The following is a 25,924-nucleotide window of genomic DNA, read 5'->3' as shown; positions in this document are numbered from 1 at the left end:
TGCGCGACATCCATTAGAAGACCACTACCGACAACAGCAGAATGATGCCGACGGCCATCATCAGCAGGCCCGGCCAGTTCTGCGACAGGCCGAGAAAACGGAGCCCGCGTCGTCGCGGCTCCAGAGTCGGACCTGGTGTTGCGAGATTGGGCGTCGGACTATCCGGCGCGGCGGAGACAGCGGCCGGCTCACTAAGCCGCCCGCGCATGATGGCCGCAACCGCCATATAGACGAGGCCGGCGACAGTCAGTAACGCGCCGATGAGGATGACAGCCATTTCTCCTCGTTTCCGATGGTTTGCGCCCGATGCGGCAGCTTGCGCGACGTTGACGATGTATCACGACCCGCCGCTCAAACGGACCTACCAACACAAACGATCTGGCCGCCCAGCAAGTTCCGAAAACGGGTTTTTGAGCTGCGTTCCACAGCGCCGCGTGCTCTGCGAGCCGCTCCCAAGTCAAAATCCGTCAGCCAATGTCCGACGACGGCACCTTCTCGCCTTCGCGCTTGGCGCGTCTCGAATAGGCGCGCACGCTGAACGGCAAGAAGACCAGGTAGCCGGCAACCGAGGCCGTCAGCGTATACCAGGGATAGGTCATCAAAAGCAGGACGTAGAGAACGACTGCGAGAATGATCGGCAGCACCCTGTCGCCCGGTATCCTGACGCTCTTGCCGGAATAGACGGGCAATCTGCTGACCAGCAGGAACGCCACCAATATTGTAAAGCCGGTGGCAATGAAGGCCGCCAGGCGGCTGGGTTCAAGCCCAAGCCTGAGGAAGAACAGATAGAGCGGCAGCATCACCAACACCGCACCCGCCGGCGCCGGCACGCCGACGAAATATTCGGTCTGCCACTGCGGACGGTCGAGCTCTTCGTCGAGCACGTTGAAACGGGCAAGCCTCATCCCACAGGCGATGGTGAACAGCAGTGCGGCGATCCAGCCCGGCGAACCTGCCCTATCGAGCAGAAAGGCATAGAGCACCAGCGCCGGTGCCACGCCGAAATTGACGATATCGGCCAGCGAATCCATCTGGGCGCCGAATTTGGAAGTCGCCTTCAGCATTCGCGCCAGACGGCCGTCGATACCATCAAGGAAGGCGGCGAGCAGCACCATCACCACCGCTGGCTCGAAGCGGCCTTCGAAGCCGAAGCGAATACCGGACAGGCCAGCGCAGATGGCAAGCACCGTGACCAGATTGGGCAGCACCATGCGCATCGGGATTTCGCGAATGCGCGGGCCACCGCCGCCATGCGCCTCGAATTTCTTGAACGGCGGCGCCACCGGTCAGGAGACCCGCACGAGCGGCGTTGCAGCAACGCCGCCGAATTCCGCCAGCACCGTCTCACCGCCAACCGCGGTCTGGCCGACGGCGACACGCGGCGTCGCGGTCGAGGGCAGGAATACATCGACGCGCGAGCCAAAGCGGATCAGCCCGAAGCGCTCGCCGGTGCCGATGGCGCCGCCGGGCTCGGCCCAGCAGACGATGCGCCGCGCCACCAGGCCGGCAATCTGCACCGCGGCGACCGTTCCATTGGGGCTTTCGATGACCAGCCCGTTGCGCTCGTTCTCGGTGCTTGCCTTGTCGAGTTCGGCGTTGAGGAATTTTCCTGGCCGATGCTCGATCCTGGAAATGCGGCCACGCACCGGAGAGCGGTTAACGTGGCAGGAAAAGACGTTCATGAATACCGAGATGCGGGTCATTTCGCCGCCGCCGAGGCCAAGCTCGCGCGGCGGCACGGCCGGGCCAACCGCCGAGACGATGCCGTCGGCCGGGCTGACAACCAGCCGCTCGTCGATCGGCGTGACACGCTCGGGATCGCGGAAGAAATAGGCGCACCAGGCTGTCAGGATGAGACCGATCCAGAACAGGGTCGAGGAGAAATAGCCAAGAAAGAGCGTCGCCGCGCCGAACGCAGCGATAAAGGGATAACCCTCGCGATGGATCGGAACGAACGCATTCTTGATCGTGTCAACGAGGCTCATGGGATCAGGACAACCTTGGTTCCAAGTCCGGCCTCAATAGCGGAAACACCCCGCGGTCGCAACGCGACAATGGGGGCGGTTGAGGGTTTGGCGGTCGCGCCGCCGTCTCTCAGAACGACCAAGCGAAATCCACTCAGGCACCCGCTGCCGCCGCTTGGTCGAAATACTCGTCGAGCTCGCGCCGATCGGCCTCCGCCAGGCTCTCTTCGTGGCTGCCGCGCAGCTCGGCGCCGTTCGGGGTCGACTGGAGGAAGAATACGTGCCCGTCGGCCATAACCACCCAGTTCACAACCGTGTCGCCTTCCCTGGCCACGACCGAGTTCGCCGAGACAATTGCTTCGGTCGGATCGAACCCGGCCCTGCGTAGCAAGAGGTCGACAGCGACCGGCGCATGATAGGCTGCGGCCAATTCGAGCACCGTTTCTATTGCCTGCGCTTCAACACGGGCAAGTCTCTTGCCGACGCGCGGGGCGCCGGCAGCGAATGGATTCTCGCCCGGACGCGCGACGTACGAATCCTTCGGGGCGATATATTCATAGACGGCCGCATGCGTGGGCGTGGCGACGGCTAGACGCGGCTCCTTGGCATTGGTGCGCAGCTGAAAAGCCAACAGTTTTTCGCCCTCGACGTCCAGCACCCTTGCCATGCCGAGCGCCAGCTTGACCTCGGGCCTAGGCGCCTCGGCGCATGCAAGGCCGACGCCGACATCACGCCAGCCCGTCATTTGATTGACCAGCTTGCCAACAGAACGATGGAGTAGCCTCGGCTGGCGCCGGGGATTGGTCACGGCCAGCTGATGAATGGCTTCTCGGTAGTCGGCATCCTCAACGATTGCGAGTTCAGGCCACGAGTTTATCCAGCGCGCCGATAGAGCGAGCATCGATGCGGCCTGATCGGCTTGGTAGAATAGACGGTCGAGAGTACTGAGCTTATCGTCAGTACCTCCTTCGAAGCCTGTCTGTTCCTCAGTCTCCTCGGGGTGCTCCGCGACCCAGGCAGCCATTTGGTCCAAAGTCGCCAGTTGTCCGTGCGCGCCCATCTCAGCGAGGGCGGTGCGTGCGTCGGCAATGACGGTGTCGAGTTCTTCGCCAGAATTATAGATGAACTGGCTATGGCCGCCATTGTTGACCTCAGCCAAATAGTCATCGGCATGACAGGCCTGCATTGCCTTGGGGCTGATTTCCGTGGAACGGTAAAGGCCTTGCGAGACCATGGCTTCGACGAATTCTCTGACGGCTACAATGAGACCGAAAGGATTGTCGGCCGCGTCTTCCACGACTGAGCGCGGCACGATCACCGAAGATGATGGCTTGCCTGGGAATGACTGTTTGGACCGAGTCGGTGAAATGGTCGCTGATCGCTGAAATTTCTTCTTAGCCCAGCGGGAAAATCTTTCAAACACGCCAAACGCCCTTCCTGCTTGCCACTACAGGATTCTGCGGGCCAACGTGATTCTTGCATTTGACTTTCTCGTCCGCAAGCACCGGCCGGTTATACTTCATTGAAGAAGGATGAGTGGAGGCGCACGGCGCATCGCGCGGTTCCGTGCGGCTACTCAGGTCAAATATAAACGACGCCGTCGCCATCCTCATTTGTCGGAACGCAGCACTCTCGCCCGTCCTTGGCAAGACAGCGCCTCTCATCGGCCTTTCGGCCTTGACGATTTGCGCAAACTCGGAGGTTCTCGGCCCATGCAGAAATCAGCAGCTAGGCAAGTGCAAGTGGTGATGAACGGCTTGGCCTTCGGCGAGTCACCGCGCTGGCACGATGGCCGGCTGTGGTTCTGCAACTGGGGTACGGGCCAGATCATCGCCGTTGACGCCCTAGGCAACAGTGAGATCGTGCTCACCGTGCCGGCCACCCTGCCCTATTCCATTGACTGGCTGCCGGACGGGCGCCTGCTTGTCGTGTCCGGCCGCGAAGGGCTGATCCTCAGGCAGGAGGTAGACAGGACATTGGTCACCCATGCCGATCTGAGACAACTATCAAAGAGCCCGTGGAACGAGATCGTCGTCGATGGACGCGGCAACATCTATGTCAATGGTGGTGGGCCTGCTCCGGGTCCCGGCCAGCAATTCGGCCCCGGCGCCATCGTGCTGGTCGCACCTGACGGCTCGGTTCAACAAGTGGCTGAGAACCTCGCCTTCGCCAATGGCATGGCGGTGACGCCTGACAATAAGACGCTTATCGTTGCCGAGTCCCACGCCAACCGGCTGACCGCCTTCGACATCGCTGCCGATGGCGGCCTTTCCAACCGCAGGATCTGGGCCAATCTCGGCAACGGTTTTCCAGACGGCATCTGCCTCGATGCCGAAGGTGCGGCCTGGTATGCCGACGTTCCGAACCGGCATTGCGTGCGGGTGCGCGAGGGCGGCGCGATGCTCGAAAGCGTCGATGTCGACCGCGGCTGCTTTGCCTGCATGCTCGGCGGCAGCGAGGGAAAAACGCTGTTCATCGTCGCCGCCGAATGGCGCGGCTTCGAACATATGATCAGCGATGCCCGTAGCGGCCATGTGCTCAGCGTCGACGCTACTGCGCCGGGCGCCGGCTGGCCGTAGAGAGCTTACATCCCGGGAATCCGCTGATAGTTGGCAATATCGGCCTTGACGCCAAGTCGCGCGATGGTCTCCTGAGGATTGAAGCCGCTGCGCTCATGCGCAGCCTTGATGATCGGCACCACCTTGTCGACAGCGGCCTGCCCTTCCCATTCGACAATGGTCACGAGGTTGAACTCGCCCGGCCCCGAGAATTGCTCAAGCAGGAAATCCTGGACGAACCCTTGCTGCTGGCGCAGCAATTCATGCGTCATTCGGACCTTGGCCAGAATCTCCTCGCGGGCGTTTGCCGGAACGACAAACTTGTCCACCCGGAATACGCTTCCGCCACTACCTGCCTGATTTGTCCCATTCATATCGATTGTCTCCGTTTTTGAACGACGCATCTTGCTGCGATCCAAAACGGCCTACGATCTCAACTTAAGTTGAGGTCAAGCACGATTTTCAGCTCACCTCCGAGGTGCGGCGGCGGACGACGACGCCGAACTCGTCGCGTTCGCGGGCAATACGCAGCCGCTCCTCGGCTTCGCTTGCCTCGCGCTGGCGGTCCCACATCGATGCATAAAGGCCGCGCTTGGCCATCAAGGCGGCATGGGTGCCGCGCTCGGCGATCCGGCCGTCCTGCAGGACGATGATTTCGTCGGCGGAAATCACTGTAGACAGCCGATGGGCGATGACGAGGGTGGTGCGGCCCTGGCTGACCAGGTCGAGTGCCGCCTGGATCTCCTGCTCGGTGTGGCTGTCCAGCGCCGAAGTCGCCTCGTCGAGCATCAGGATCGGCGGAGCCTTCAAGATGGTGCGGGCAATCGCCACCCGCTGCTTCTCGCCGCCGGAGAGTTTCAGCCCGCGCTCGCCCACCATTGAGCGATAGCCGTCGGGCAGCCGCTCGATGAACGGTCCGATCTGGGCCAGCTCTGCTGCCTTGCGCACATCCTCCTCGCTGGCGCCGATGCGGCCGTAGCGGATGTTGTAGGCGATGGTATCGTTGAACAGCACCGTGTCCTGCGGCACCATGCCGATGGCGGCGCGTAAGCTCTCCTGCGTCACGTCGCGAATGTCCTGGCCGTCGATCAGAACCTTGCCGCGCTGGATGTCGTAGAAACGAAACAAAAGCCGCGAAATGGTCGACTTTCCGGCTCCGGAGGGACCGACAATGGCCACCGTCTTGCCTGCTGGCACCTCGAAGCTGATACCCTTCAGGATCTTGCGGTTGGGGTCGTAGGAAAAATGCACGTCACGGAACTCGACATTGCCGGCGCTGACGACCAGTGGCTTGGCGCCCGGCCGATCGACGATCTCGCGCTTGACGTCAAGCAGATCGAACATGTTTTCGATGTCGGTCAGGCCCTGGCGGATTTCGCGGTAGATCATGCCGATGAAATTCAGCGGCACCGAAAGCTGCATGAGCATGGCGTTGACGAAGACGAAATCGCCGACGCTCTGTGTGCCTGCCTTCACCTCGAGTGCCGACAGCACCATGACGACGGTCATGCCGATGCCGAAGATCACGCCTTGGCCGAAGTTCAGCCAACCAAGCGAGGTCCAGGTCCTGGTCGCAGCCACCTCATAGCGCGCCGTGGAACGGTCGAAGCGCTCGGCCTCCATGGCTTCGTTGTTGAAATATTTGACTGTTTCGTAGTTGAGCAGCGAATCGATCGCCTTCGTGCTGGCTTCATTGTCGCTGTCGTTCATCTCGCGGCGGATCGAAATACGCCAATCGCTCGCCCTGACGGTGAACCAGACATAGAGCCAGACCGTGACCGCGATCACCAAGACGTACAGCCAGCCATAGGTGACGGCGAAGATGCCGGCGGTGAGCGCGAATTCGACGATCGTCGGCGCAGTCGCCAGCATGGTGAACCGGACGATCGTCTCGATGCCTTTAGTGCCGCGCTCGATGACGCGCGACAGTCCGCCGGTGCGCCGTTCGAGGTGGAAGCGCAGCGACAATTCGTGCATGTGCACGAAGGTACGGAAGGCGAGCCGACGCACGGCATGCTGGCCGACCCGTGCAAACAGGGCGTCGCGCAGCTGGTTGAAGCCGAGCTGCACCAGCCGCACGGCATTGTAGGCGACGACCAGCATGACCGGCGCCAGCAGAAAGGCCGGCAGCGGCGGCGGCGATTTGCTATCGCCGGCCAGTGCGTCGGTCGCCCATTTGAAGAAATAGGGTCCGGCCACCAGGGTCAGCTTGGCGACAACCAGCAGCACGGTGGCCCACACCACCCGGGCCCTCAGGTCGGCGCGGTCGGCCGGCCACATGTAGGGCCAGAGATTGCGCAACGTTCTGAAGGTCGAGCCGGAATCGGCGGAAACGGTTTTCTCGGCCATTCTTGTTTACCTTTTATAATCTTAGCGGCCGGAGCAGCAGGAATCGACCAGCGCGGCTAGTGATGCCGAAACATCGGCGAGCGCGGCGCGGTCGAGCTCATAGCGCGAGCGCTGGCGGTCAGGCTCGAAGCGGATCAGCCCGGCCTCGACCAGGATCTTCAAATGCTGGGAAACGGTGGACTGCGCCAGATCGAGATGCTCGACGACCTCGCGACAGCAGCAGGAACGGCTGGCGGAAAGGTGTTTGAGAATTTCGATCCGCGCCGGATGCGAAAGGGCCGCGAGCCGGACAGCGACAGCGCGGCTATCCGGCGTGCAGTTGGCCGGCGTGCAATTGGCCGGCGCGCGTTCATCTGCCGCCCGGCGTCGGTCCATTACGGGGGGAGATTCGATCATCGTGCATCGGCGATAAACGATGACTGGCCCTGCCGCAAGCTATCCTGATGGGCAGAACGGCTACTCGGTCTTGGCTGGCGCCGTCGTCATCTGGTCGCCCATTGCCTTGAGATCGGCGGGTTCGCCTTCCTTCGATTTCTCCGGCACCTTGAACACCTGTCCCGGCCAGATGCGGTTCGGATTGCTGATCTGGTCCTGGTTGGCGAGATAGATGGTCGAGTAGCGCATGCCCTGGCCATAGACTCGCCGCGAAATTCGCCACAGCGTGTCATGGCGGCGGATAATGACTGCGCCATCGGCATGTTCGAGCTTAGGAGCGACGGTCTCGGGAGTCTCGCCCGGGGGTGTTGCGACGGCCATTTCGGCCGGAGCCTCGGTGGCAGGAGTGGGGGTGGTTGCCGGCGTTTCGGCGGCTGTTGCCGGTGTAGTCGGCGCGGCTTCGGTCGCTGGCGCATTCGGCTCGGCCGGTTTTATCTCGGCAGGCTTCGGCTCGGCCGGCGCCACGGCGGCAACCGCCTCGCCTGGCTCGCGTTCGAACGGCACGGCGGCACGGGCCACCACGCTCACGCCGTCGGCATCGAGCGCGTCGACATGGATGGTGTAGGTGCCGACCGGGATGTCACGTGTCGCTTCGACCAGGAAGTGGCGGTCGGGCGAGGTCTTCGCGTCGCCGAGCAGGATATCGTTGGCATAGGCGCGCACCTTGCGGCCGGGATCAGTGACGCCGGCAATGAAAATCTTGTTGCCATCGATTTCGACGGCTTCGACGACGATCTTGGGCTCTGCCGCGGGAGCAGCAGACGCTGCCGGTGTGGCGGGCGCCACCGGAGCCGGTGCGGCTTCAATGGCGGCCGGCGCGGCTGGTGCCGGCGCGGCGGCGGCCGGCAGTTCGGTGCCGGGGGCAGGCAGCGCGGCATCAGATTTTGCCTCAGGGGCCGGAACAGTGAGCAGTTCGGACGGCTTGCCCGGCTCCTCGACCATTGCCAGCACCTGGCCGGTGGAATTCCGGGGGATCGAAACGACGGCGGTCTGCGCCGAGGCGGTCGCGACATTGCCAGCCGTCGAGCGCAGCGTGATCGTGTAGTCGCCGGGCTTCAGCGGATCGTCGAGAATAATGGCAAAGGCGCCGTCGGGACCGGCGACCGTCGAGCCGAGCACAGTCGAACCGTTGAGAATCTCGACCTTGGCGTTGGGCGCCGCATTGCCGGCGACGACGATCGAGCCGTTGCTTTCGACGCGCACGATGTCGAAGGTCGGCACGATTGCACCTGCTGCGGTCGGCGCAGCGGGCGCTGCCGCATCGGTGGACGCCGCGGGCGCAGGCGGCAACCGGCCCTCGGTCGCCGGAGCGACCGGTTTCGAAGCCGGCGGCGTCAGCGCCGCGACCTCCGCAGGCCGGGTAGAATTGAGATACGGGTCGAGCGCGCCCGATAGATAGGCGGTTCCCGCCGCGGCGACAGAGCCGCCAGCCGCGAACAAAAACGCCTTCAACGGATTAATTGCCATGTTTCCCTGCCCCTTAGCCACCTAATTCGGTCTAGCCTGTTTTACCAAATCCGACAAGAAAAAGCCCGCCCCAGGGCTTGACCATGCCAATAGTCCCTATCACCAATCATAACATGAACACGATTCGATCTGTCTGCGTCTATTGCGGCTCGTCCCCGGGCCGAGATGAAACTTATATCAAGGCCGGACATCTGCTTGGCCGCTCGATCGCCAAGTCCGGCCTGCGTCTGATTTACGGGGGTGGCACTAAAGGGATCATGGGTGCCGTCGCTGAAGGGGCATTAAAGGCCGGCGGCAAGGTAACCGGCATAATTCCACGTTTTCTGATCAACCGGGAGGCGACCGAAACCGCGCTTAACCGGCTCGACGAGCTCGTCATCACCGACAATATGCATGAGCGCAAACATAGGATGTTCGAGAAATCCGACGCCTTTGTGGCGTTGCCCGGCGGCATCGGCACGGTCGAGGAGATCGTCGAGATCATGACTTGGGCGCAACTCGGCCACCACCGCAAGCCGATCGTCTTCGGTAACGTCGGAGGGTTCTGGGATCCGATGCTAGCGCTGCTCGACCACATGGCTACGGAAGGCTTCATCCACACGGCGCAACGGGTAAAGCCGCTGGTGGTCGAGGATCCGGAAGCAATCGTCGCCGCCATCATGGTGGCGGGATCGTCCGTCGACGCTCCGACGGAGGGCGTACAGTCGGTGATTGATAAGATGTAGAGTGAACAGTGAATAGTGAAACACAAGACGTTCCAGACCGCGCCTGTCTATCCACTACTGATTATTCACTATTCACTCCTTTCCCTACTGCCTTCCTTAAATCCGCAATGACCGGCCAACCGCCTTTCTTCGTTACGCGGCTCGAGCTGATGCGGAAACGGTCTTGCGCACCGAAGAAAACATCGACCAGGAGTACATCGCCAGTGCTGCCCAGATCAGCCCGAAGGCTATGGCCTGAACACTGCCGAAGGGTTCGCCGAAAATCAGCACCGCGATCAAAAAGACGATGGTCGGCGCGATATATTGCATGATGCCGATGGTGGAGAGGCGCAGCAGCCTGGCGCCGAACGCAAACAACAGCAGCGGCACGGCGGTGACCGGCCCGCAGCCGATCAGCAAGGCGGTGTCGTTCAACGATTTGGAGACGAAATGATCCTGTCCTGTGGCGATCAGGAAGATGATGTAGCCGAGCGCCGGCACCGACAGCAGCAGCACTTCAAGCAGGAAGCCCTGGCTCGGGCCGATTGGCAGCGTCTTGCGGAAGAAGGCATAGGCGGCAAAGGAAAAGGCCAGCACCAGCGACACCCAAGGCAGCTTGCCGGCGTCGATGGTCAGTACCGCGACGGCGATTGCCGCGAGCACCACCGCCACGACCTGCAGGCGGTCGAGCCGTTCGCCGAGCAGCAGCGCGCCGACAACGACGCTGACCAGCGGGTTGATGTAGTAGCCAAGCGCGGTCTCGATGGTGCGGTCGACCGCGATCGCCCAGACATAGATGCCCCAGTTGACCGAGATCAGCGCCGCTGTCAGCACGGCCATCGAAATGATGCGCGGCGAACGAACTGCCGCTTTGAAATCGGCAGTCCGGCCTGCCCAGACCAGGACAGCGGCGGCGATTGGCACCGACCAGACGATGCGGTGGGCGATGACTTCGGCCAGCGGCAGATGCGCGACAGCCTTCATGTAGAAGGGCAGCAGCCCCCAAAGGAGGTAGGCGCCAAGCGCCAGCAGAAAACCGCGACGAGCTTTGGTGTCGGCTTCGATTTGCATTGCTTGGGCGGTCATGGCCCAACGCTATGCGCCAGCGGCTTGCCCAAAACCATCGCAAATTTCTGATGGATCAATGGAGTCTCGCTGATGGTTCAACGCTACTCCGCCGCCGCCAATCCCGCCATGTCGCGGTTCTTCATCAGCTTGTAGACGATCGAATCCATCAGCGCCTGGAACGAAGCATCGATGATGTTTTCGGAGACGCCGACCGTCCACCAGCGCGCGCCGGTGCCGTCATGGGATTCGATCAGCACGCGGGTGATCGCCTCGGTGCCGCCATTGAGGATACGCACCTTGAAGTCGGCCAGCTCGAGATCGGCGATCTCGCTCTGGAATTTGCCGAGATCCTTGCGCAGCGCAATGTCGAGCGCGTTGACCGGGCCATGGCCTTCGGCGACCGACATCTTCTCCTCGCCCTCGACCAGCACTTTCACAATCGCCTCCGAGACCGTCTTCAACTGGCCGTTGGCGTCGAAGCGGCGCTCGACCATGCAGCGGAACGAGGTGACGCGGAAGAATTCCGGCAGGCCATGCAGCATCTTGCGCGCCAGAAGCTCGAAGCTGGCGTCGGCGCCTTCGTAAGCGTAACCCTCCGCCTCACGGTCTTTGACCACGGCGATCAGAGCGTCGAGGCGATGGTCATCCCGGGGCACGTCGATGCCGCGCCGCTTCAGCTCGGCGAGGAAATTGGCCTTCCCACCTTGGTCCGACACCATGACGCGGCGGCGGTTGCCGACAGTCTCTGGCGGCACATGCTCGTAGGTCGCCGGCTCCTTGGCCAGCGCCGAGGCATGGATGCCGGCCTTGGTGGCGAAAGCGGAGGCGCCGACATAGGGCGCCTGCGCTTCGGGCGCGCGGTTCAGCAACTCGTCGAAGGCGCGGGACAGACGCGATATACCGGTCAACGCCTCTGCCGAAATGCCTGTAGCAAAGCGGCCCGAAAAGGCCGGCTTCAGCGCCAATGTCGGCACGATCGAGATCAGATTGGCGTTGCCGCAGCGCTCGCCGATGCCATTCAGCGTGCCCTGGATCTGGCGCACGCCGGCCTCCACGGCGGCAAGCGAATTCGCCACCGCCTGGCCGGTGTCGTCATGGGCGTGGATGCCGAGATGGTCGCCCGGTATGCCGGCGGCGATCACCTTTTCGACGGTGGCGCGCACCTCAGAGGGCTGGGTGCCGCCATTGGTGTCGCACAGAACCACCCAGCGCGCGCCGGCTTCATAAGCCGTTCTGGCGCAGGCCAGCGCATAATCGGGGTTGGCCTTAAAGCCATCGAAGAAATGCTCGCAGTCGACCATCGCCTCCTTGCCGGCAGTGAGCGCCGCCTCGACCGAGGTCTTGATCGCCTCGAGGTTCTCCTCATTGGTGCAGCCGAGCGCGACGCGGACGTGGTAGTCCCAGCTCTTGGCGACGAAGCAGATGGCATCAGATTTGGATTGGATCAGCGTCGTGAGGCCGGGGTCGTTCGAAGCCGACACGCCTGCCCGCTTGGTCATGCCGAAAGCAACGAATTTGGCATCGGCCGTGCGGCGCTCGGCAAAGAAGGCGGTGTCGGTTGGATTGGCGCCGGGGTAGCCGCCCTCGACGTAGTCGATGCCGAACGCGTCCAGCAGCTTGGCGATGGCGATCTTGTCCTCGACGGAAAAGTCGATACCCGGCGTCTGCTGACCATCGCGCAGCGTGGTGTCGAACAGATAAAGGCGCTCGCGAGCCATGGTCATTTCCCGGCAAACATGTCCGTTGCGCGGATCAGCCTGTCGAGGATGCCCGGCTCCGAATAGGCGTGGCCGGCGCCTTCGATCAGATGGAAGTCCGCTTTCGGCCACGCCTTGTGCAGCGCCCAGGCATAGCGCGCCGGGCACGGCATGTCGTAGCGGCCGTGAACGATGGTACCCGGGATATCCTTAAGCTTCCATGCATCGCGCAGCAGCTGTCCCTCTTCCAGCCAGCCGGCATGGACGAAATAGTGGTTCTCGATGCGGGCGAAAGCCAGGGCATAATCATCCTGGCCGAAGGGACCGCTGGTTTCCGGTTCCGGCAGCAGCGTGATCGTCTCGCCCTCCCACAGGCTCCAGGCGCAGGCGGCCTCGACCCGCGCCACAGGATCGTTGCCGACCAGCCGTTTGCGGTAGGCGGCCATCATGTCGGCGCGCTCAGCCTCCGGAATGGGTGCCAAAAACCGCTCCCACTTGTCGGGGAACATCTCCGAGACGCCGAACTGGTAGTACCATTCGAGTTCGGCGCGGGTCAGCGTGTAGATGCCGCGCACGACCAGTTCGCTGACCTGCTCGGGGTGGGTCTCGGCATAGGCCAGCGCCAACGTCGAACCCCACGAGCCGCCGAACACCAGCCATTTGTCGAAGCCGCACATTTTTCGCAGGCGCTCGATGTCGGCGACCAGGTGCCAGGTGGTGTTGGCTTCGAGCGACGCATTGGGCGTCGATTTTCCGCAGCCGCGCTGGTCGAACAGAACGAGGTCGTAGAGCTTCGGGTCGAACAGCCGCCGGTGCTTTGGCGAAATGGTGCCGCCCGGCCCGCCATGCAGGAATATAGCCGGCTTGGCCCCCTTGGTGCCGGAGCGCTCCCAATAGACCTGATGGCCATCGCCAACGTCGAGCATGCCGGACTCGAAGGCCTCGATCTCGGGATAGAGGGTACGGAATTCGCTGCTCATAATTTCAGGCCCTGCTGCGGCCAGTTGGCCGTCTCGTGATCGGGATGCTGGAAGGAGATGATGGATTCCTGTCGCGCGTAGAAATCCGGGTCGTCGTGGATCGGTGCGTCGAAGATCGTCTCGACCCAAGGCAGCCTGGCGGCGTAGTTGACCTGGATCTGCGGCGCCAGATCGGAACGGTCGTCGAAGGCGCCGATGGCGATCTCCAGCGCGCCGGGCTGGCGGTAGGTCAGCGGTGTGCCGCAGCGGGCGCAGAAGCCGCGATCGATGTTGACCGACGACTGAAAGTAACTCGGCTCCTCGCGCACCCATTCGACGCCGTCGCTCGGCACTGTCACCAGCGCGCCGAAAAACGACCCGAACTGTTTCTGGCACATGCCGCAATGACAAATGGACGGGCGGCCGAGCGCCCCGTGGATGCGGAAGCGCACGGCGCCGCACTGGCAGCCACCGGTACGAACGGTTTCGGTCATGATTTTTCCTCCGGCGGCCATTGTTCGGTGTCGTGGTCGGGATGTTGGTAGGAGACGAGGTCGGCGAGATAGGAGGCAGACGAGACGTCGGCCATCGTTTCCTCACCGGGCAATTCGTGAACATGATCCACATAGGGGAGCTTGGCTTCGACACCCCATTGGATCGTCGGCGCAATCTCCTCGGGGTGGTCGAATGCGGCGATGGCGAGCGCCACGCCATCGGGCGCTTCGAAGGTCAGCGGCGTGCCGCATTCGGCGCAGAAACCGCGCAAAGCCGCGTTGGACGAGCGGAAGCGTTTGGGCTCACCGCGCGTCCAGTCCAGCCTAGCGCCGCGCACCGAGACCAGCGGCAGGTAGAAATTGCCGCTCGCCTTCTGGCACATGCGGCAATGGCAGACGGAAGCATCGCCGAGCGTGCCTTCGACGCGGAAGCGCACGGCGCCGCACTGGCAGCCGCCTGTATACACCGGTCTGTTGTCGAGGCTCATCGCGCACTACTCCGGAGCATGGCAGACCGCCTCGACATTGTTGCCGTCGGGGTCGAGGACGAAGGCGCCATAATAGTTCGGATGGTAGTGCGGGCGCAGGCCAGGCCCGCCATTGTCTTTGCCGCCGGCGGCGATTGCCGCGGCGTGAAAGGAATCGACCTCGGCGCGGCTGCGCGCGGTGAAAGCGACATGCTGATGATGCTTCGACTTGTCCTTGCCGGCGTGCAGCCAAAACACCGGCCGGTCGCGGCCGTAGCCGCCGACCTTGGCGCCGCCGGTATATTCCTGCGGCACCATGTACAGCAGCGAGGCGCCGAGCGGCGCCATCGCCCTGTCGCAAAAAGCCTTCGACGCGTCGAAATCCGAAACGGTGATGCCGAGATGATCGATCATGGAACTACCTCCGTTGCTGGCTGGCCTGCCAACACGTCGGCGCCAGTCAGGCCGGCCACGATCACGATGTGCTGGCAGACATTGTCAATATCGCGAACGACGTCGTCGTTCCAAAAGCGCAGGATGGTCCAGCCGCTGGCATTCAAGTACGCGCTTCGTGCCTCGTCACGCTGGACGCTTTCGGGATCCGCGTGCTGGCTGCCGTCAACCTCAATGATCAAGCTGTGTGTCGAGCAAGCAAAGTCGATGATGTAAGGTCCGATCGGCACCTGCCGGCGAAAGCTCATCCCCATCAGCCGATGGGCGCGCAATTCGTTCCAAAGCTTCAACTCGGCATCGGTCATGCCACGGCGCAGAGATTTTGCATTCTTTCGCTGACGCGATGGAACGAGGTCGTGACCCATCAAGCACCCTCGCCTTCGCGATTGGCGAAATCATCGACGACAGCCAATCTCCCCCCTTGCGGGGGAGATGTCCGGCAGGACAGAGGGGGGTACTGTCCCTCCGGCCTGTCAACCGATGGCAGCCACGCCCTCAAGCAGGTTCCGGGGTGCGAATGGGTTACGTCGAAAGTCGGCGATCCTTCCCACCCCCCTCTGTCCTGCCGGACATCTCCCCCGCAAGGGGGGAGATCGGCCATCACAAAAGCCTTCGCCAGCCTTGCACACATTTCGACCTCCACCCTCACCGCTTTACCTCCCAGGTGGTGATGCGGGCGCCGGTGACCGGGTCCTTTCCGTCCTTCAATTGCACGCCTTGCGCCAGAAGCTCGTCGCGGATGCGGTCGGCCTCGGCCCAGTTCTTTTCGCGAATAAGACCGAGTCTTTCGTCTATACGCGCTCTGATACGATCCTTGGTGGGACCAACAGAGCCGTATGAGTCGAGGGTGTCGTCCTCCTCCTGAATGCTTGCGTGGGCGACGGCCTTGGTCTCAGTCACAGCTGGGACGCCACGTAAGAATTCATCTGGGGTGTGCTGCATAAGACCCAGAAGTTTTAGACCAGCCAAGACTCGGCCCGCATCATCCCCAGCTCCGTACGCAGATGAAGAAGCGGTGCGGAACGCATCGTATGTCTGCAAATCGTCGAGCAGATGCTCCAATATTCGAGGTTCCGGTGTGATTGGGTTCACGGGCCAGATTTCATCAAATCGACGGTAGAGTTTCGTAAGCAGCCTTTCCGCCTCTTCCAGCTTGCGCACGGAAAAGTCGATCGGCTCGCGATAATGCGTCATCAGCATCGCCAGCCTGAGCACCTCGCCCGGCCATTTGCGGCCGCCAAAGGTATCCGTCTCCAGCAATTCGGTGATCGAATAGAAATTGCCCAGGCTCTTGGACATCTTCTGCCCTTCGACCTGCAGGAAACCGTTGTGCATCCAAACCTTGGCCATCGTTTCGGTGCCGTGGGCGCAACGCGATTGCGCGATCTCGTTCTCGTGGTGCGGAAAGATCAGGTCGAGACCACCGCCATGGATGTCGAACACCTCGCCGAGATAGGCGGCCGACATCGCCGAGCACTCGATGTGCCAGCCCGGCCGACCCCTGCCCCACGGGCTGTCCCAGCCCGGCTCCTCGGGCGAAGACAATTTCCACAGCACGAAATCCTGCGGGTTCTTCTTATGCGCATCGACGGCGACGCGGGCGCCGGCCTGCTGCTCATCGAGATTGCGCTTCGACAACTGCCCATAATCCGGCATGGAAGCGGTGTCGAACAAGACTTCTCCAGCCGCGACATAGGCATGGCCGCCTTCGATCAAGCGTTGAATCAAGAAGATCATGTCGACTTTGCCGTCGGGCCTGGGCTCGACGAACTCGGTGGCGCGCGGCTCGACCGTCGGTTCCAGGCAACCGAGCGCCGCAACGTCCTTGTGGAACTGACCGGCGGTCTTTTCGGTGACCCGCCTGATCGCTTCGTTCAGCGACAGCTTGCCCGATGCAATCTCGCCGCCGAAATCGCGCAGCGCGCGAGCGTTGATCTTGTCGTCGACGTCCGTAATGTTGCGGACATAAGTGACGTGCGCTTGCCCGTAGAGATGCCGTAGCAAACGGAACAGCACGTCGAAGACGATCACCGGCCGCGCATTGCCGATATGGGCGAAGTCATAGACCGTCGGGCCGCAGACATACATGCGCACGTTGCGCGGATCGATCGGGAAGAAATCCTCCTTGCTCCGCGTTAGCGTGTTGTAGAGGCGCAGGCTCTTCGATGCGTCAGACATACGTGCGTTCCCGGTGCGTTACTTTGGTTGAGCATGATCTTTGGGATCGTGCTCTGGATGAAGCCAGTTACGCCGAGGCGCAAATCGGGCTCCAGCCTGCTGGCCGGGGCGTTTGTCCAATCTTGGAGGAGATGAGGCGAAAACGTCCAGGACCAGCGCGAGGCTAGCCGATAATGCAAATGCCACAAATGGCGAAAGGCGTTTTCATGGCCGGCTTTATCGCCTTGCCCGGTGTTGCCGTCAAGTCGCTACCTTCGCCAAAAATATCGTTGGATCACAGGAAATGCGGCACTGAAACATTTTATTAAACATGTCGGCACTGTCATGAAACATTCGCCGGCTAGATCAGCAAGCGTCACGATTTGGTCGGATTCGGCCAGCAAACGCAGACACGAAGACGTTACTAGGGAAGAGAAGAATGCCCAAGCAGGAACCCAGCCGTGCCAAGCAACCGGCGCTCGACAGCTATTACCGAGCGATCGGCCCGGCAGCAATCGTCGCCGCTCTTCTGCACACCGCGAAGAAGAAGAAGCCGGCACAGAAGATCGTCTCGCCGCGCGCTGCCTGAGAATGCGGTCGGGTGAAGATTGAGGCGCTCACGGCGAGCCAGTAACAGTAGCTTTTGCTAAAATAAACTCATCTGATTGTCGTTCGCGCCGGACTTCTGGCGCTTGACCTTCTCGGGCTCAGGCTCGATGACGCCCTTCTCCTGAATCTCCGACCCGGTATCGGCGACCTTATTGACGAGGTCGGAAACCGGGATCGCTTCGAAGAAATCGGGCTGGGCGGGTCTCAGCAGATCGGCCACGTCGCGCGGCTCGAGCGTGCGGCAATCCAGCCAGCGTGCGAAATCCTCGGGATGGATCACTACCGGCATGCGGTCGTGGATATGGGCAGTATCGGCATTGGCGTGGGCGGTCAGAATGGCGCCGGTGTCCACTTCCGAGCCGCCCGGCTCGGCATAGGTCTCAATCAGCCCGGCGAAGGCGACAAGCCCGCCCTGTCTTGGCCGCACCCAATAGGGCTGCCCTCTTCTGCCACCGGTTTGGTGCCATTCGTAGAATCCCGAAGCCGGCACCAGGGCGCGGCGATGGCGCATGGCAGCGCGAAACGACGCCTTTTCCGAAGCCCCCTCGGAACGCGCGTTGAACAGCAGCGGGAAATTACGCGTATCCTTCACCCAAGCAGGAATCAGGCCCCAGCGCACCAGAATCGAGCGGCGGTCGGGCAGGTTCGAGCCCGGCGCCTGCGTCAATCCGGCGAGCGCCATCAGCACCGGCTGCGTCGGCGCGATATTGTAGCGGGCCGGAAACTCCTCAGGTTCCGCCAGGCCGAGAAAGGCAGCGGTCTGGTCCGGAGTGGCTGTCAAAGCAAAGCGTCCGCACATGAATTCAGCTTTCGATTGGTGGCGTATGAAAGTGGCCATGGAACCTGCCTTTCGCAACCGCTAAAGCTGTTCGCCGACGGTCGGTCCACAACGGGCTGTGCCAATCGAGCGATCCGGAGCCATGGAAGCACGCAAGATCATTCCGGCAGTCTCGGCCTGCGTCGTGCGCGAGAACACGGTGCTGCTGGTCAAGCGGGCCAGGCCGCCCTCGCAAGGCCTCTATGCCTTTCCCGGCGGCAAGGTCGAAGCCGGCGAGACGCTGGAACAGGCAGCACGGCGCGAATTGCTGGAAGAGACCGGATTGCAGGCGTGCAGCTACCGGCCGCTGCGGGAAATCCACATTGACGGCAGCGGGGACGGACATCCGGTCGACTACTGGCTGACGGTGTTTGGGGCCGATTATGCCGGCGGCGAGGCGGTTGCCAGCGACGACGCCGAAACCGCGGCTTTCTATACGCTGGCCGAAATGATGGCGATGCCGCTCGCCGATGCAGTGTTTGAAATTGCCGACGATCTACTCGGTCCCAAAAAAGACGGCGAGACGTGAGCCAGAGAATCGCCTTGCAGGCGACAAATTGTTCCAGCACAAAGCCTCATGAGCCGCACGTCTTCGTTTCTCGCCGCATGCCTCGCCGTCAGTGTGGTTGTCGGTGCGCGCCCGGCGATTGCCGCCGAAGCACCGTTCGAGCCCGGGCTGATGCGGCTGGCGGAAGTGCTCGGCTCGCTGCATTTCCTGCGTAATCTGTGTGGCGAGAAGGGCGATCGGTGGCGAGCCGAGATGGAAAAACTGATCGCATCGGAAAATCCGAACCCGGAGCGGCGCGCCCGCTTCATCGCCAGCTTCAACCGCGGCTACCGGTCGTTCGGCGGCACTTATACGCAATGCACCGCCTCGGCGACGGAAGCCATCAGCCGCTACATGAAGGAAGGCGAGACGCTGTCTCGCGACATCGCTTCGCGCTACGGAAACTGACGACGGCAGCCGCTTTCCGGAAAAGCTGCATCAAGGGTCGGCGCCGTCGCGGCGGACGCGTTCGACACTTCCCCGCTTGCCTCGACTGAGGTCTTGGTGCAAACCTAATGTTGCACTTTTGCAACTATGTTAACGAAACGTTAGCGCGCAGATGTGAAATTAACTCAAACTGAAGGTTTCCGTCCCCTTGGCCGACCTAATCGGCTAAGTTTGAAACGGATCGGATGCAGGTTTGCTAGACGCGACGGAATTTGTAGACAGCGACCAAAAAAATGTCGCATTTACAGATACTTACTTGCGCCTGCGTGTAAAAGGGACAACTCAAGCTTGATCCCTGTCCAACGGATCACCGCTTGAAAGGGTGGACATCGCAATGGAACATGGCGTCAACGACATCGACGCGCTGGTCAGGGAAGAAAAGCGCCTGACTGCCGTGGAAAGCCACAGCGAAGCCTGGGCAGAAGGATTGTCGGCGGGGATCGAGCCGGAAATCATCGCCGAGGCAGCCCTCGAAACGGCATTCGGCGAAATGCTGCGCGCCAATGGCGAGACCTCGGCGCTTGCCCTGCTCGATCGCATGCGTGAAAAGGTGATTGCCGGGGCCTTCGAGCCCGAAAGACTGCGGCACTGATCTCGGTTCTTTGACGACGGCGCGCCGCCGGACGTCATGTCCGGGCACATGGATGGGCTGGAACCAGGGAGTAGCAGGCGGTGAATTTTTCGATATCAGGCAAGCCACGCGGCCTGGTCCTCGGCATTTGGCTTACTGCTTCCTGCGCCACAATTCCCCTTGCACTGTTTCTTGCGAGCAGTCCCGCTCACGCCCTCAGCGAGATCAAACGCGAAGACCTGCCCTCGCCGGTCACGCCGCCGCCGGACGGCGACATGTCGCCGTCTGGAAGTACCGTGCCGATGCCCGGCCCGCTCGGCACGGTACCACCTCCAGCCCGCCAGCCGACTCCATCCGAGGAGCCAGAGCAAACCGAACCGAAAGGGCCAACGGACGATGGCGGGATGGCCAATCCGCATGTCGATCCGGACGCGCCTGTGCCCGAAGTCGTCTACGACCTGGCCAAGTTGCCGGAACCGGTCAGGCGCATGCACGATCTGATCGTCGAGGCGTGCAAAAGCGGCGACATCGAAAAGCTTCGGCCGCTGATCGGCACGGGAGACATGATGACCCAATTGTCGCTGGGTGACATCGAGGGCGACCCGATCGCCTTCCTGAAGGGCCTTTCGGGCGATACGGAAGGCCAGGAGATCCTCGCCATCCTGGAAGAGGTGCTCAGTGCCGGTTTTGTCCATGTCGATGCCGGCACGCCGCAGGATCTCTATGTCTGGCCCTATTTCTTCGCCCTGCCGCTGGACAAGCTCGATGCCAGGCAGCGGGTCGAGCTGTTCAAGATCGTCACCGCCAGCGACTATGACGATATGAAGCAGTTCGGTGCGTACATCTTCTACCGAGTCGGCATCACGCCGACCGGACAATGGACGTTCTTCGTTGCTGGGGATTGAGTGGTTTAGCCTGGCCCTTATGAGGCAGGGAGCTTAGCCCGCCAACGCCTCGCAAAACTCCACCGCCCTGCCCTGGCTCGGCGCGACGATCTCGCCTTCCCACATCACGCGCCGGCCCCGAACGATGGTGCCGACCGGCCAGCCGGTCACCTGCCTGCCGTCATAAGGCGTCCAGCCGGCCTTGGAGCCTTGCTGGGCGTTGGCGATGGTCTCTCGGCGCTTCAGATCGACGATGGTCAGATCGGCATCGTAGCCGGCGGCAATACGGCCTTTCCTGGCGATGCCGAAAATACGCTGCGGGCCGTGGCTGGTCAGGTCGACAAAGCGCTGCAGCGTCAGCCGGCCGGCGTTGACATGGTCCAGCATGATCGGCACCAAAGTCTGCACCCCGGTCATGCCGGACGGCGACGCCGGATAAGCTTTTGCCTTCTCGGCCAGCGTGTGCGGCGCATGGTCTGAGCCGAGGACATCGACAACGCCTTGCGCAATGCCCTGCCAGATCCCCTCGCGATGACGCGTGGCGCGCACCGGCGGGTTCATCTGGATCAACGTACCGAGCTGCGCATAGTCATCGGCGCTCAGCGTCAAATGATGCGGCGTCGCCTCGCAGGTCGCGACATCCTTGTGCTGTTCGAGGAAGCCTATCTCCTCGGCGGTCGAGATGTGCAGCACGTGGATCCGGGCGCGAACCTGGCGCGCGATGCGCACAAGGCGCTCTGTGCAGCGCAATGCAGCGATCTCGTCGCGCCACACCGGATGTGAGGACGGATCGCCCGCGATGCGCTCGCCAAGCCGCTCGCGCAGCCGGAACTCGTCCTCGGAATGAAAGGCGGCGCGGCGGCGTGTGTTCCTCAGGATCGAGGCAACGCCTTCGTCGTCCTCGACCAGCAGGTCGCCGGTGGACGAGCCCATGAACACTTTTATGCCGGCCGCACCCGGCAGCCGCTCGAGATTGCCAACGTCTTTTGCATTGTCGCGGGTCCCGCCGACCCAGAAGGCAAAGTCGCAATGCATGCGGCCGGTGGCACGCCGCACCTTGTCGACAAGGGTTGCCTCGCTGGTGGTCAGCGGATTGGTGTTCGGCATCTCGAAGACGGCGGTGACGCCGCCAAGCACCGCTGCCCGGGAGCCCGTCTCCAAATCTTCCTTGTGCTCCAGTCCCGGCTCGCGGAAATGCACCTGACTGTCGACGACGCCCGGCAGGATATGCAGCCCGTGGCAGTCGATCGTCTCGCCCGCCGATGCCTGGCGGAGGTCGCCGATGGCAGCGATGCGCCCACCATTGATACCGACGTCGCGAAAACCCTCGCCGTCGTGATTGACCACGGTGCCGCCTGTCAGGATGAGATCGTAGAGGGGGGCCATGCGGATCCGGTCTCTTGCGGGGGAAGTGCCAGCGGCTTACGTAATGACCGATAGTTTTGCAAGATCAGGCTCGTTTTCCCACCATGCCCTTTGCCTCGCTCAGAGATCGCGCACTCGTTTCCGTGTCCGGACCGGATGCCGAACACTTTTTGCAGAACATCCTGACCACCGACCTAGACGCGCTAGGCCGCGGCGAAGCAAAGCCCGGCGCCTTACTGACGCCGCAAGGCAAGATCCTTTTCGACTTCCTGATCTCGCGCGCTGGCGAAAATATTTTCCTGCTCGAATGCCGTGCTGAGACCACCGATGACTTCATGCGACGGCTGACGCTCTACAAGTTGCGCGCCAAAGTCGAAATTGCCAAGGCAGATCAGTCGGTTGTGACCGTCGTATGGGAAAGCGATTCAACTGCCTCGCAATTTGAATCCGCACCGGTTGCCGATGCGCGGTTTGTCGATGCTATCGTCACGCGCTTCTATGGTGGCGCCGCAGACAGCGGCGACCTTGCCGCATGGCAAGCCTTTCGCATCGCCAATGGCATTGCCGAAAGCGGCAGCGACTATCAGCTCGGCGACGCGTTTCCGCATGATGTGCTGCTCGACGAGATCGGTGGCGTCGGCTTCAAGAAAGGCTGCTACGTCGGCCAGGAGGTCGTCTCGCGCATGCAGCATCGCGGCACTGCCAGGCGCCGAGTGTTGATCGTCTCGGCCGAACGCCCCCTGCCCACTTCGCGCGCAGAGTTGGCCGTGGCGGGGCGACCAGTCGGCACGCTTGGCTCTACCGCCGGCACGACAGGCCTTGCCATTGCCCGCATCGACCGGGTCAAGGCAGCGCTCGACGCCGGCCTGCCGATCCTGGCTGACGACGTCGCTGTGTCGCTCGCCATCCCGTCCTGGGCGAAATTCAGCTTTCCGCAGGAAGCCGTCGGCGCGGAGGACGCCTGATGGCGGCCGACCGCGCCGGGGCGCCGCCGCGTGCCTGGCAACGTATGCTGTCCGGCCGCCGGCTCGACCTGCTCGATCCCTCGCCGCTCGACATCGAGATCTCCGATATTGCCCATGGCCTTGCCCGCGTCGCACGCTGGAATGGCCAGACCAGAGGCGATCACGCCTTTTCGGTCGCCCAGCATTCGCTGCTGGTCGAAACGCTTGTCGGCGAACTGATGCCGGATGCCGACGCTGACGCGCGGTTGGCGGCGCTGCTGCATGACGCGCCGGAATACGTCATTGGCGATATGATCTCGCCGTTCAAATCCGTGATGGGCGGCAGCTACAGGGATTGCGAGACCAGGCTGCAGCGCGCCATCCATCTGCGCTTTTCACTGCCGGCCGAACTCGACGCGGGGCTGCGCAAGGAAATTAAGCGAGCGGATCAGATCGCCGCTTATTTCGAAGCAACGCTGCTTGCGGGTTTTTCGACGGCAGAGGCGACCGAGTTCTTCGGCAGGCCGCGCGGTTTCAACGCCGAGCACTTCGATGTCACGCCGCGCTCGGTGACCTGGGCGCAGAATGCCTTTCTCAAACGGTTTGCGGCGATCGAAAAGTCGCGACGCCAGACTGCCGTTCCAGCCGGCTGAAAACGGTAAATTAACCGGCAGGGACAACAGTGCCGTGGTTAACCATGGTCCATAGGCTTGCCTCATGCCCGTTGCCGGTATCAAGGCTGGTTCATCCGTCCGCCGACGGAGGGCCAAAGGCGTTGGTCTGCCGCGACGGATCGAAGACGAGCTACGCGAACAGAACGAGCGTTTTTCGGCAGCGATCGAGAACATGTCGCATGGCCTGTGCATGTTCGATGCCGATGAGCGGATGATCATCTGCAACAGGAACTACATCAGCATCTTTCGCCTCGACGCCGAAGTGGTGCGGCCCGGCATCCGGTTTTTCGACATCCTCCAGCACAGCGTGGATATCGGCATCGCCTCGCAAAGCGCCGAGCAACTCTATGCCATCCGCAAGCCCTATATCGACCAGGCAAAACCTTCCACCTATGAGGAAACGCTTGCAGACGGGCGCATCGTCAACATTTCGCACCGGCCGCTGGCGTCAGGTGGCTGGGTCTCGATCTACGAGGACATCACCGAGCAACGGCGCGCCGAGCAGGAGTTGAAAGAGCAGCACCGCCGTTTCGACGCAGCACTTGCCAACATGTCGCAAGGCCTTTTGATGTACGATGCGGACGGCAAGCTGATCGTGCGCAACGAACGTTTCCTGGAACTTTATCATGTCAGGCCCGCCGACTTCCCGCTTGGCATGAGCCACCGTGATGCGTTCAAGCGGCTGCTGGAACTGGGCATTTATACAAAGCTCGACCCCGACAGCGAAATCTCGCAAATCGAAGCCTGCCTGCGGGCGGGGAAAACACACGTAACGCATCGTCATCTCGCCGACGGCAGGACGCTGCTGGTTGCGCGCCGGCCGATGAGCGGCGGCGGCTGGGTCGCGACGTTCGACGATGTCACCGAGCGCAGGCGTGTGGAAGAGCGCATGACCCATCTTGCGCACCACGACACACTGACCAACCTGCCCAATCGCTCGATGCTTCGCGAACGGCTCGACCAAGCCCTGAGCGAGACGAGAGACGGATCGCTGGCGATATTCTCGCTCGACCTCGATCACTTCAAGGCAGTCAATGATACTTGGGGTCACCCCGCCGGCGACTGGCTGCTGAAATGCGTGGCCGAACGGCTGCAACGGTGCCTGCGCAATGAAACGGACGTTGTCTCCCGCTTCGGCGGCGACGAATTCGTCATCATCCTGTTCAATCTCAAAAGCCCGGGCGACGCGGAAAAGCTGGCCAAACGCATAGTCGAGATCATCGGAAAGCCGTTTCGCGACAAGAGACACGACATGCGTGTCGGCATCAGTCTCGGCATCGCGCTGTTTCCGAATGACGGCAAGGACGCCGAGACTTTGCTGAAAAATGCCGATATGGCGCTCTATCGGGCAAAGAGCGAAGGGCGCAACCTCTACCGCTTCTTCGAACCGGCCATGGACGCGAGGGTGCGGGCCCGCCGGGCGCTCGAAATCGATCTCAGGGCAGCGCTGTCGCGCCGCGAATTCGAGCTGGATTTCCAGCCGATCATGAACATCGCCTCCGGCGAAATCGTCGGTGCCGAAGCCTTGATGCGCTGGCGATCGCCGGTGCGCGGCCTGGTGCGGCCGGACGACTTCATTCCGGCCGCCGAGGAGACCGGGCTGATCGTGCCGCTCGGAAAATGGGCGCTGCGAAAAGCCTGCACGACCGCGGCCGGCTGGGCGGCTTGGCGCATCGCAGTCAATGTCTCCGCCGTGCAGATCAAAAGCGGTACCTTTGCCCGCAGCGTCATTTCGGCACTGGCGTTCTCGGGCGTGCCGGCCAACCGACTTGAACTGGAAATCACCGAAACGGTGCTGATGGACGAGAGCGATCTGGTGCTCAAGACACTCAGGCAGCTACGCGATCTGGGCGTCCGCATCGCGCTGGACGATTTCGGCACCGGCTATTCCTCGCTGGGCTACCTCAGGCGCTTTCCCGTCGACAAGATCAAGATCGATCGCTCGTTCACCCGTGACATCGACAGTCGCGATACCGCGGCGATCGTGCGCACCATCATCGGGCTTGGCGCACAGCTGGGCATCACCGTCACCGCCGAAGGTGTCGAGACCGAAGCGCAGCTTGAATTCCTGCAAAAAGAGGGTTGTGTCGAGGCCCAAGGCTATTTGATCGGCGTGCCGTCAAAGGCGTCGGACATCAATCGGCTGCTGAAGTCGAGCGCGACGATCCGGCAGTCCGGCTAAGTGCGACAGTCTCGCGGAAGCGCGGGCAACCGGCTTAGATCTGCTTGAGATGACGCTCGATTCGCGTGTTAATTCCTTGATAGAGAAGGCGGAATTCAGGTGTGGCGAACCA

The 25,924-nt window shown here is 62.2% G+C and carries 28 protein-coding genes; 10 read left to right on the top strand and 18 right to left on the bottom strand.

All coding sequences use genetic code 11. The features are described 5' to 3' along the window. Positions 1-13: 13 nt before the first annotated feature. The 4 genes from NKJ84_RS24110 to NKJ84_RS24095 all read right to left on the bottom strand — a co-directional run bounded on the left by NKJ84_RS24110 (position 14) and on the right by NKJ84_RS24095 (position 3,387). Complete coding sequence (locus tag NKJ84_RS24110) at positions 14-277, bottom strand: hypothetical protein (RefSeq protein ID WP_352508534.1); 264 nt, start codon at positions 275-277, stop codon at positions 14-16. Between the two features lie 190 nt (positions 278-467). Further along, positions 468-1,283, bottom strand: a complete 816-nt coding sequence (locus NKJ84_RS24105) for a CDP-alcohol phosphatidyltransferase family protein (protein ID WP_023677728.1) — start codon at positions 1,281-1,283, stop codon at positions 468-470. A gap of 3 nt (positions 1,284-1,286) precedes the next feature. Next, entirely contained in the window at positions 1,287-1,985 is a 699-nt protein-coding gene (locus tag NKJ84_RS24100; RefSeq protein ID WP_352508533.1) for a phosphatidylserine decarboxylase, read from the bottom strand. A gap of 133 nt (positions 1,986-2,118) precedes the next feature. After that, on the bottom strand, positions 2,119-3,387 hold the full coding sequence (locus tag NKJ84_RS24095) for a DMP19 family protein (protein ID WP_352508532.1): 1,269 nt from the start codon (positions 3,385-3,387) through the stop codon (positions 2,119-2,121). A gap of 289 nt (positions 3,388-3,676) precedes the next feature. On the opposite strand from NKJ84_RS24095, the gene NKJ84_RS24090 reads away from it, so the two are divergent. Further along, complete coding sequence (locus tag NKJ84_RS24090; protein WP_352508531.1) at positions 3,677-4,543, top strand: SMP-30/gluconolactonase/LRE family protein; 867 nt, start codon at positions 3,677-3,679, stop codon at positions 4,541-4,543. A gap of 5 nt (positions 4,544-4,548) precedes the next feature. Here NKJ84_RS24090 and NKJ84_RS24085 read toward each other — a convergent pair whose 3' ends face one another. The 4 genes from NKJ84_RS24085 to NKJ84_RS24070 form a co-directional block, all read right to left on the bottom strand. Then, positions 4,549-4,896 (bottom strand): antibiotic biosynthesis monooxygenase, encoded by a 348-nt coding sequence (locus NKJ84_RS24085; protein WP_352508543.1) that lies wholly within the window; start codon positions 4,894-4,896, stop codon positions 4,549-4,551. 88 nt (positions 4,897-4,984) lie between these two features. Then, positions 4,985-6,871, bottom strand: a complete 1,887-nt coding sequence (locus tag NKJ84_RS24080) for an ABCB family ABC transporter ATP-binding protein/permease (RefSeq protein WP_352508530.1) — start codon at positions 6,869-6,871, stop codon at positions 4,985-4,987. Positions 6,872-6,892: 21 nt separating this feature from the next. Then, complete coding sequence (locus NKJ84_RS24075; RefSeq protein WP_352508542.1) at positions 6,893-7,246, bottom strand: ArsR/SmtB family transcription factor; 354 nt, start codon at positions 7,244-7,246, stop codon at positions 6,893-6,895. Positions 7,247-7,327: 81 nt separating this feature from the next. Beyond that, positions 7,328-8,773: a LysM peptidoglycan-binding domain-containing protein gene (locus tag NKJ84_RS24070; protein ID WP_352508528.1), complete on the bottom strand. Its 1,446-nt coding sequence runs from the start codon at positions 8,771-8,773 to the stop codon at positions 7,328-7,330. Positions 8,774-8,886: 113 nt separating this feature from the next. On the opposite strand from NKJ84_RS24070, the gene NKJ84_RS24065 reads away from it, so the two are divergent. Further along, positions 8,887-9,498, top strand: coding sequence for an LOG family protein (locus NKJ84_RS24065; protein WP_254820219.1), 612 nt, complete (start codon positions 8,887-8,889; stop codon positions 9,496-9,498). A gap of 132 nt (positions 9,499-9,630) precedes the next feature. On the opposite strand, the gene rarD is transcribed toward NKJ84_RS24065, so the two are convergent. From rarD to cysS, 8 genes are all read right to left on the bottom strand, one after another. Further along, positions 9,631-10,563, bottom strand: a complete 933-nt coding sequence (rarD, locus tag NKJ84_RS24060) for an EamA family transporter RarD (protein ID WP_352508527.1) — start codon at positions 10,561-10,563, stop codon at positions 9,631-9,633. An 83-nt stretch (positions 10,564-10,646) separates the two neighbouring features. Beyond that, positions 10,647-12,269, bottom strand: coding sequence for a citramalate synthase (gene cimA / locus NKJ84_RS24055; protein ID WP_352508526.1), 1,623 nt, complete (start codon positions 12,267-12,269; stop codon positions 10,647-10,649). After that, positions 12,266-13,222: a prolyl aminopeptidase gene (gene pip / locus NKJ84_RS24050; protein ID WP_352508525.1), complete on the bottom strand. Its 957-nt coding sequence runs from the start codon at positions 13,220-13,222 to the stop codon at positions 12,266-12,268. Before pip ends, cimA begins: the two co-directional genes overlap by 4 nt. After that, positions 13,219-13,695: a GFA family protein gene (locus NKJ84_RS24045; protein WP_352508524.1), complete on the bottom strand. Its 477-nt coding sequence runs from the start codon at positions 13,693-13,695 to the stop codon at positions 13,219-13,221. Before NKJ84_RS24045 ends, pip begins: the two co-directional genes overlap by 4 nt. After that, entirely contained in the window at positions 13,692-14,183 is a 492-nt protein-coding gene (locus NKJ84_RS24040; protein ID WP_352479207.1) for a GFA family protein, read from the bottom strand. Before NKJ84_RS24040 ends, NKJ84_RS24045 begins: the two co-directional genes overlap by 4 nt. A 6-nt stretch (positions 14,184-14,189) precedes the next feature. After that, positions 14,190-14,576 carry a VOC family protein gene (locus tag NKJ84_RS24035; RefSeq protein WP_352508523.1) on the bottom strand — a complete coding sequence of 129 codons (387 nt, stop codon included), beginning with the start codon at positions 14,574-14,576 and terminating at the stop codon, positions 14,190-14,192. Then, on the bottom strand, positions 14,573-14,980 hold the full coding sequence (locus NKJ84_RS24030; protein WP_352508541.1) for an endonuclease domain-containing protein: 408 nt from the start codon (positions 14,978-14,980) through the stop codon (positions 14,573-14,575). Before NKJ84_RS24030 ends, NKJ84_RS24035 begins: the two co-directional genes overlap by 4 nt. A gap of 280 nt (positions 14,981-15,260) precedes the next feature. Then, positions 15,261-16,793, bottom strand: coding sequence for a cysteine--tRNA ligase (gene cysS / locus NKJ84_RS24025; protein ID WP_352508522.1), 1,533 nt, complete (start codon positions 16,791-16,793; stop codon positions 15,261-15,263). 418 nt (positions 16,794-17,211) lie between these two features. Between cysS and NKJ84_RS24020 the strand changes: the two genes are divergently transcribed. Beyond that, a complete protein-coding gene (locus NKJ84_RS24020; RefSeq protein ID WP_352508520.1) occupies positions 17,212-17,361 on the top strand; it encodes a hypothetical protein in 150 nt (49 codons plus the stop codon). Positions 17,362-17,418: 57 nt separating this feature from the next. Here the strand turns inward: NKJ84_RS24020 and NKJ84_RS24015 are convergent, their stop codons facing one another. Beyond that, positions 17,419-18,180, bottom strand: coding sequence for an SOS response-associated peptidase (locus NKJ84_RS24015; RefSeq protein WP_352508540.1), 762 nt, complete (start codon positions 18,178-18,180; stop codon positions 17,419-17,421). Positions 18,181-18,301: 121 nt separating this feature from the next. Between NKJ84_RS24015 and NKJ84_RS24010 the strand changes: the two genes are divergently transcribed. The 4 genes from NKJ84_RS24010 (at position 18,302) to NKJ84_RS23995 (ending at position 20,668) form a co-directional block, all read left to right on the top strand. Continuing rightward, entirely contained in the window at positions 18,302-18,727 is a 426-nt protein-coding gene (locus NKJ84_RS24010) for an NUDIX hydrolase (RefSeq protein WP_352508519.1), read from the top strand. Between the two features lie 48 nt (positions 18,728-18,775). Continuing rightward, positions 18,776-19,153, top strand: a complete 378-nt coding sequence (locus tag NKJ84_RS24005) for a TIGR02301 family protein (protein ID WP_023677748.1) — start codon at positions 18,776-18,778, stop codon at positions 19,151-19,153. Between the two features lie 373 nt (positions 19,154-19,526). Continuing rightward, complete coding sequence (locus NKJ84_RS24000) at positions 19,527-19,784, top strand: hypothetical protein (RefSeq protein ID WP_008874920.1); 258 nt, start codon at positions 19,527-19,529, stop codon at positions 19,782-19,784. Positions 19,785-19,864: 80 nt separating this feature from the next. Next, a complete protein-coding gene (locus NKJ84_RS23995) occupies positions 19,865-20,668 on the top strand; it encodes a hypothetical protein (RefSeq protein ID WP_352508518.1) in 804 nt (267 codons plus the stop codon). Between the two features lie 33 nt (positions 20,669-20,701). On the opposite strand, the gene NKJ84_RS23990 is transcribed toward NKJ84_RS23995, so the two are convergent. Further along, complete coding sequence (locus NKJ84_RS23990; protein WP_352508517.1) at positions 20,702-22,033, bottom strand: dihydroorotase; 1,332 nt, start codon at positions 22,031-22,033, stop codon at positions 20,702-20,704. A gap of 83 nt (positions 22,034-22,116) precedes the next feature. Between NKJ84_RS23990 and ygfZ the strand changes: the two genes are divergently transcribed. From ygfZ to NKJ84_RS23975, 3 genes are all read left to right on the top strand, one after another. Beyond that, positions 22,117-22,977: a CAF17-like 4Fe-4S cluster assembly/insertion protein YgfZ gene (gene ygfZ / locus NKJ84_RS23985; RefSeq protein WP_352508516.1), complete on the top strand. Its 861-nt coding sequence runs from the start codon at positions 22,117-22,119 to the stop codon at positions 22,975-22,977. Further along, positions 22,977-23,609: a YfbR-like 5'-deoxynucleotidase gene (locus NKJ84_RS23980; protein ID WP_352508515.1), complete on the top strand. Its 633-nt coding sequence runs from the start codon at positions 22,977-22,979 to the stop codon at positions 23,607-23,609. The genes ygfZ and NKJ84_RS23980 overlap by 1 nt, the downstream gene beginning before the upstream one ends. Before the next feature lie 64 nt (positions 23,610-23,673). Further along, a complete protein-coding gene (locus NKJ84_RS23975; RefSeq protein WP_352508514.1) occupies positions 23,674-25,812 on the top strand; it encodes a putative bifunctional diguanylate cyclase/phosphodiesterase in 2,139 nt (712 codons plus the stop codon). Positions 25,813-25,924: the final 112 nt, after the last annotated feature.

The sequence above is a fragment of the Mesorhizobium sp. M0048 genome (assembly GCF_040323405.1).
Lineage (GTDB): Bacteria > Pseudomonadota > Alphaproteobacteria > Rhizobiales > Rhizobiaceae > Mesorhizobium.
This window is presented reverse-complemented; position numbering and strand designations above follow the sequence as displayed.

What these genes read in the sequence shown, in the direction of transcription:
- NKJ84_RS24080 (WP_352508530.1), bottom strand. Translation starts at nt 6,871, where the DNA reads ATGGCCGAGAAAACCGTTTCCGCCGATTCCGGCTCGACCTTCAGAACG.
- NKJ84_RS24035 (WP_352508523.1), bottom strand. Translation starts at nt 14,576, where the DNA reads ATGATCGATCATCTCGGCATCACCGTTTCGGATTTCGACGCGTCGAAG.
- NKJ84_RS24085 (WP_352508543.1), bottom strand. Translation starts at nt 4,896, where the DNA reads ATGAATGGGACAAATCAGGCAGGTAGTGGCGGAAGCGTATTCCGGGTG.
- NKJ84_RS23980 (WP_352508515.1), top strand. Translation starts at nt 22,977, where the DNA reads ATGGCGGCCGACCGCGCCGGGGCGCCGCCGCGTGCCTGGCAACGTATG.
- NKJ84_RS24040 (WP_352479207.1), bottom strand. Translation starts at nt 14,183, where the DNA reads ATGAGCCTCGACAACAGACCGGTGTATACAGGCGGCTGCCAGTGCGGC.
- NKJ84_RS24075 (WP_352508542.1), bottom strand. Translation starts at nt 7,246, where the DNA reads ATGGACCGACGCCGGGCGGCAGATGAACGCGCGCCGGCCAATTGCACG.
- NKJ84_RS24070 (WP_352508528.1), bottom strand. Translation starts at nt 8,773, where the DNA reads ATGGCAATTAATCCGTTGAAGGCGTTTTTGTTCGCGGCTGGCGGCTCT.
- cimA (WP_352508526.1), bottom strand. Translation starts at nt 12,269, where the DNA reads ATGACCATGGCTCGCGAGCGCCTTTATCTGTTCGACACCACGCTGCGC.
- NKJ84_RS23990 (WP_352508517.1), bottom strand. Translation starts at nt 22,033, where the DNA reads ATGGCCCCCCTCTACGATCTCATCCTGACAGGCGGCACCGTGGTCAAT.
- cysS (WP_352508522.1), bottom strand. Translation starts at nt 16,793, where the DNA reads ATGTCTGACGCATCGAAGAGCCTGCGCCTCTACAACACGCTAACGCGG.
- NKJ84_RS24030 (WP_352508541.1), bottom strand. Translation starts at nt 14,980, where the DNA reads ATGGGTCACGACCTCGTTCCATCGCGTCAGCGAAAGAATGCAAAATCT.
- NKJ84_RS24090 (WP_352508531.1), top strand. Translation starts at nt 3,677, where the DNA reads ATGCAGAAATCAGCAGCTAGGCAAGTGCAAGTGGTGATGAACGGCTTG.
- ygfZ (WP_352508516.1), top strand. Translation starts at nt 22,117, where the DNA reads ATGCCCTTTGCCTCGCTCAGAGATCGCGCACTCGTTTCCGTGTCCGGA.
- rarD (WP_352508527.1), bottom strand. Translation starts at nt 10,563, where the DNA reads ATGACCGCCCAAGCAATGCAAATCGAAGCCGACACCAAAGCTCGTCGC.
- NKJ84_RS24020 (WP_352508520.1), top strand. Translation starts at nt 17,212, where the DNA reads ATGCCCAAGCAGGAACCCAGCCGTGCCAAGCAACCGGCGCTCGACAGC.
- NKJ84_RS24100 (WP_352508533.1), bottom strand. Translation starts at nt 1,985, where the DNA reads ATGAGCCTCGTTGACACGATCAAGAATGCGTTCGTTCCGATCCATCGC.
- NKJ84_RS24045 (WP_352508524.1), bottom strand. Translation starts at nt 13,695, where the DNA reads ATGACCGAAACCGTTCGTACCGGTGGCTGCCAGTGCGGCGCCGTGCGC.
- NKJ84_RS24015 (WP_352508540.1), bottom strand. Translation starts at nt 18,180, where the DNA reads ATGTGCGGACGCTTTGCTTTGACAGCCACTCCGGACCAGACCGCTGCC.
- NKJ84_RS24000 (WP_008874920.1), top strand. Translation starts at nt 19,527, where the DNA reads ATGGAACATGGCGTCAACGACATCGACGCGCTGGTCAGGGAAGAAAAG.
- NKJ84_RS23975 (WP_352508514.1), top strand. Translation starts at nt 23,674, where the DNA reads ATGCCCGTTGCCGGTATCAAGGCTGGTTCATCCGTCCGCCGACGGAGG.
- pip (WP_352508525.1), bottom strand. Translation starts at nt 13,222, where the DNA reads ATGAGCAGCGAATTCCGTACCCTCTATCCCGAGATCGAGGCCTTCGAG.
- NKJ84_RS24005 (WP_023677748.1), top strand. Translation starts at nt 18,776, where the DNA reads ATGAGCCGCACGTCTTCGTTTCTCGCCGCATGCCTCGCCGTCAGTGTG.
- NKJ84_RS24110 (WP_352508534.1), bottom strand. Translation starts at nt 277, where the DNA reads ATGGCTGTCATCCTCATCGGCGCGTTACTGACTGTCGCCGGCCTCGTC.
- NKJ84_RS24065 (WP_254820219.1), top strand. Translation starts at nt 8,887, where the DNA reads ATGAACACGATTCGATCTGTCTGCGTCTATTGCGGCTCGTCCCCGGGC.
- NKJ84_RS24010 (WP_352508519.1), top strand. Translation starts at nt 18,302, where the DNA reads ATGGAAGCACGCAAGATCATTCCGGCAGTCTCGGCCTGCGTCGTGCGC.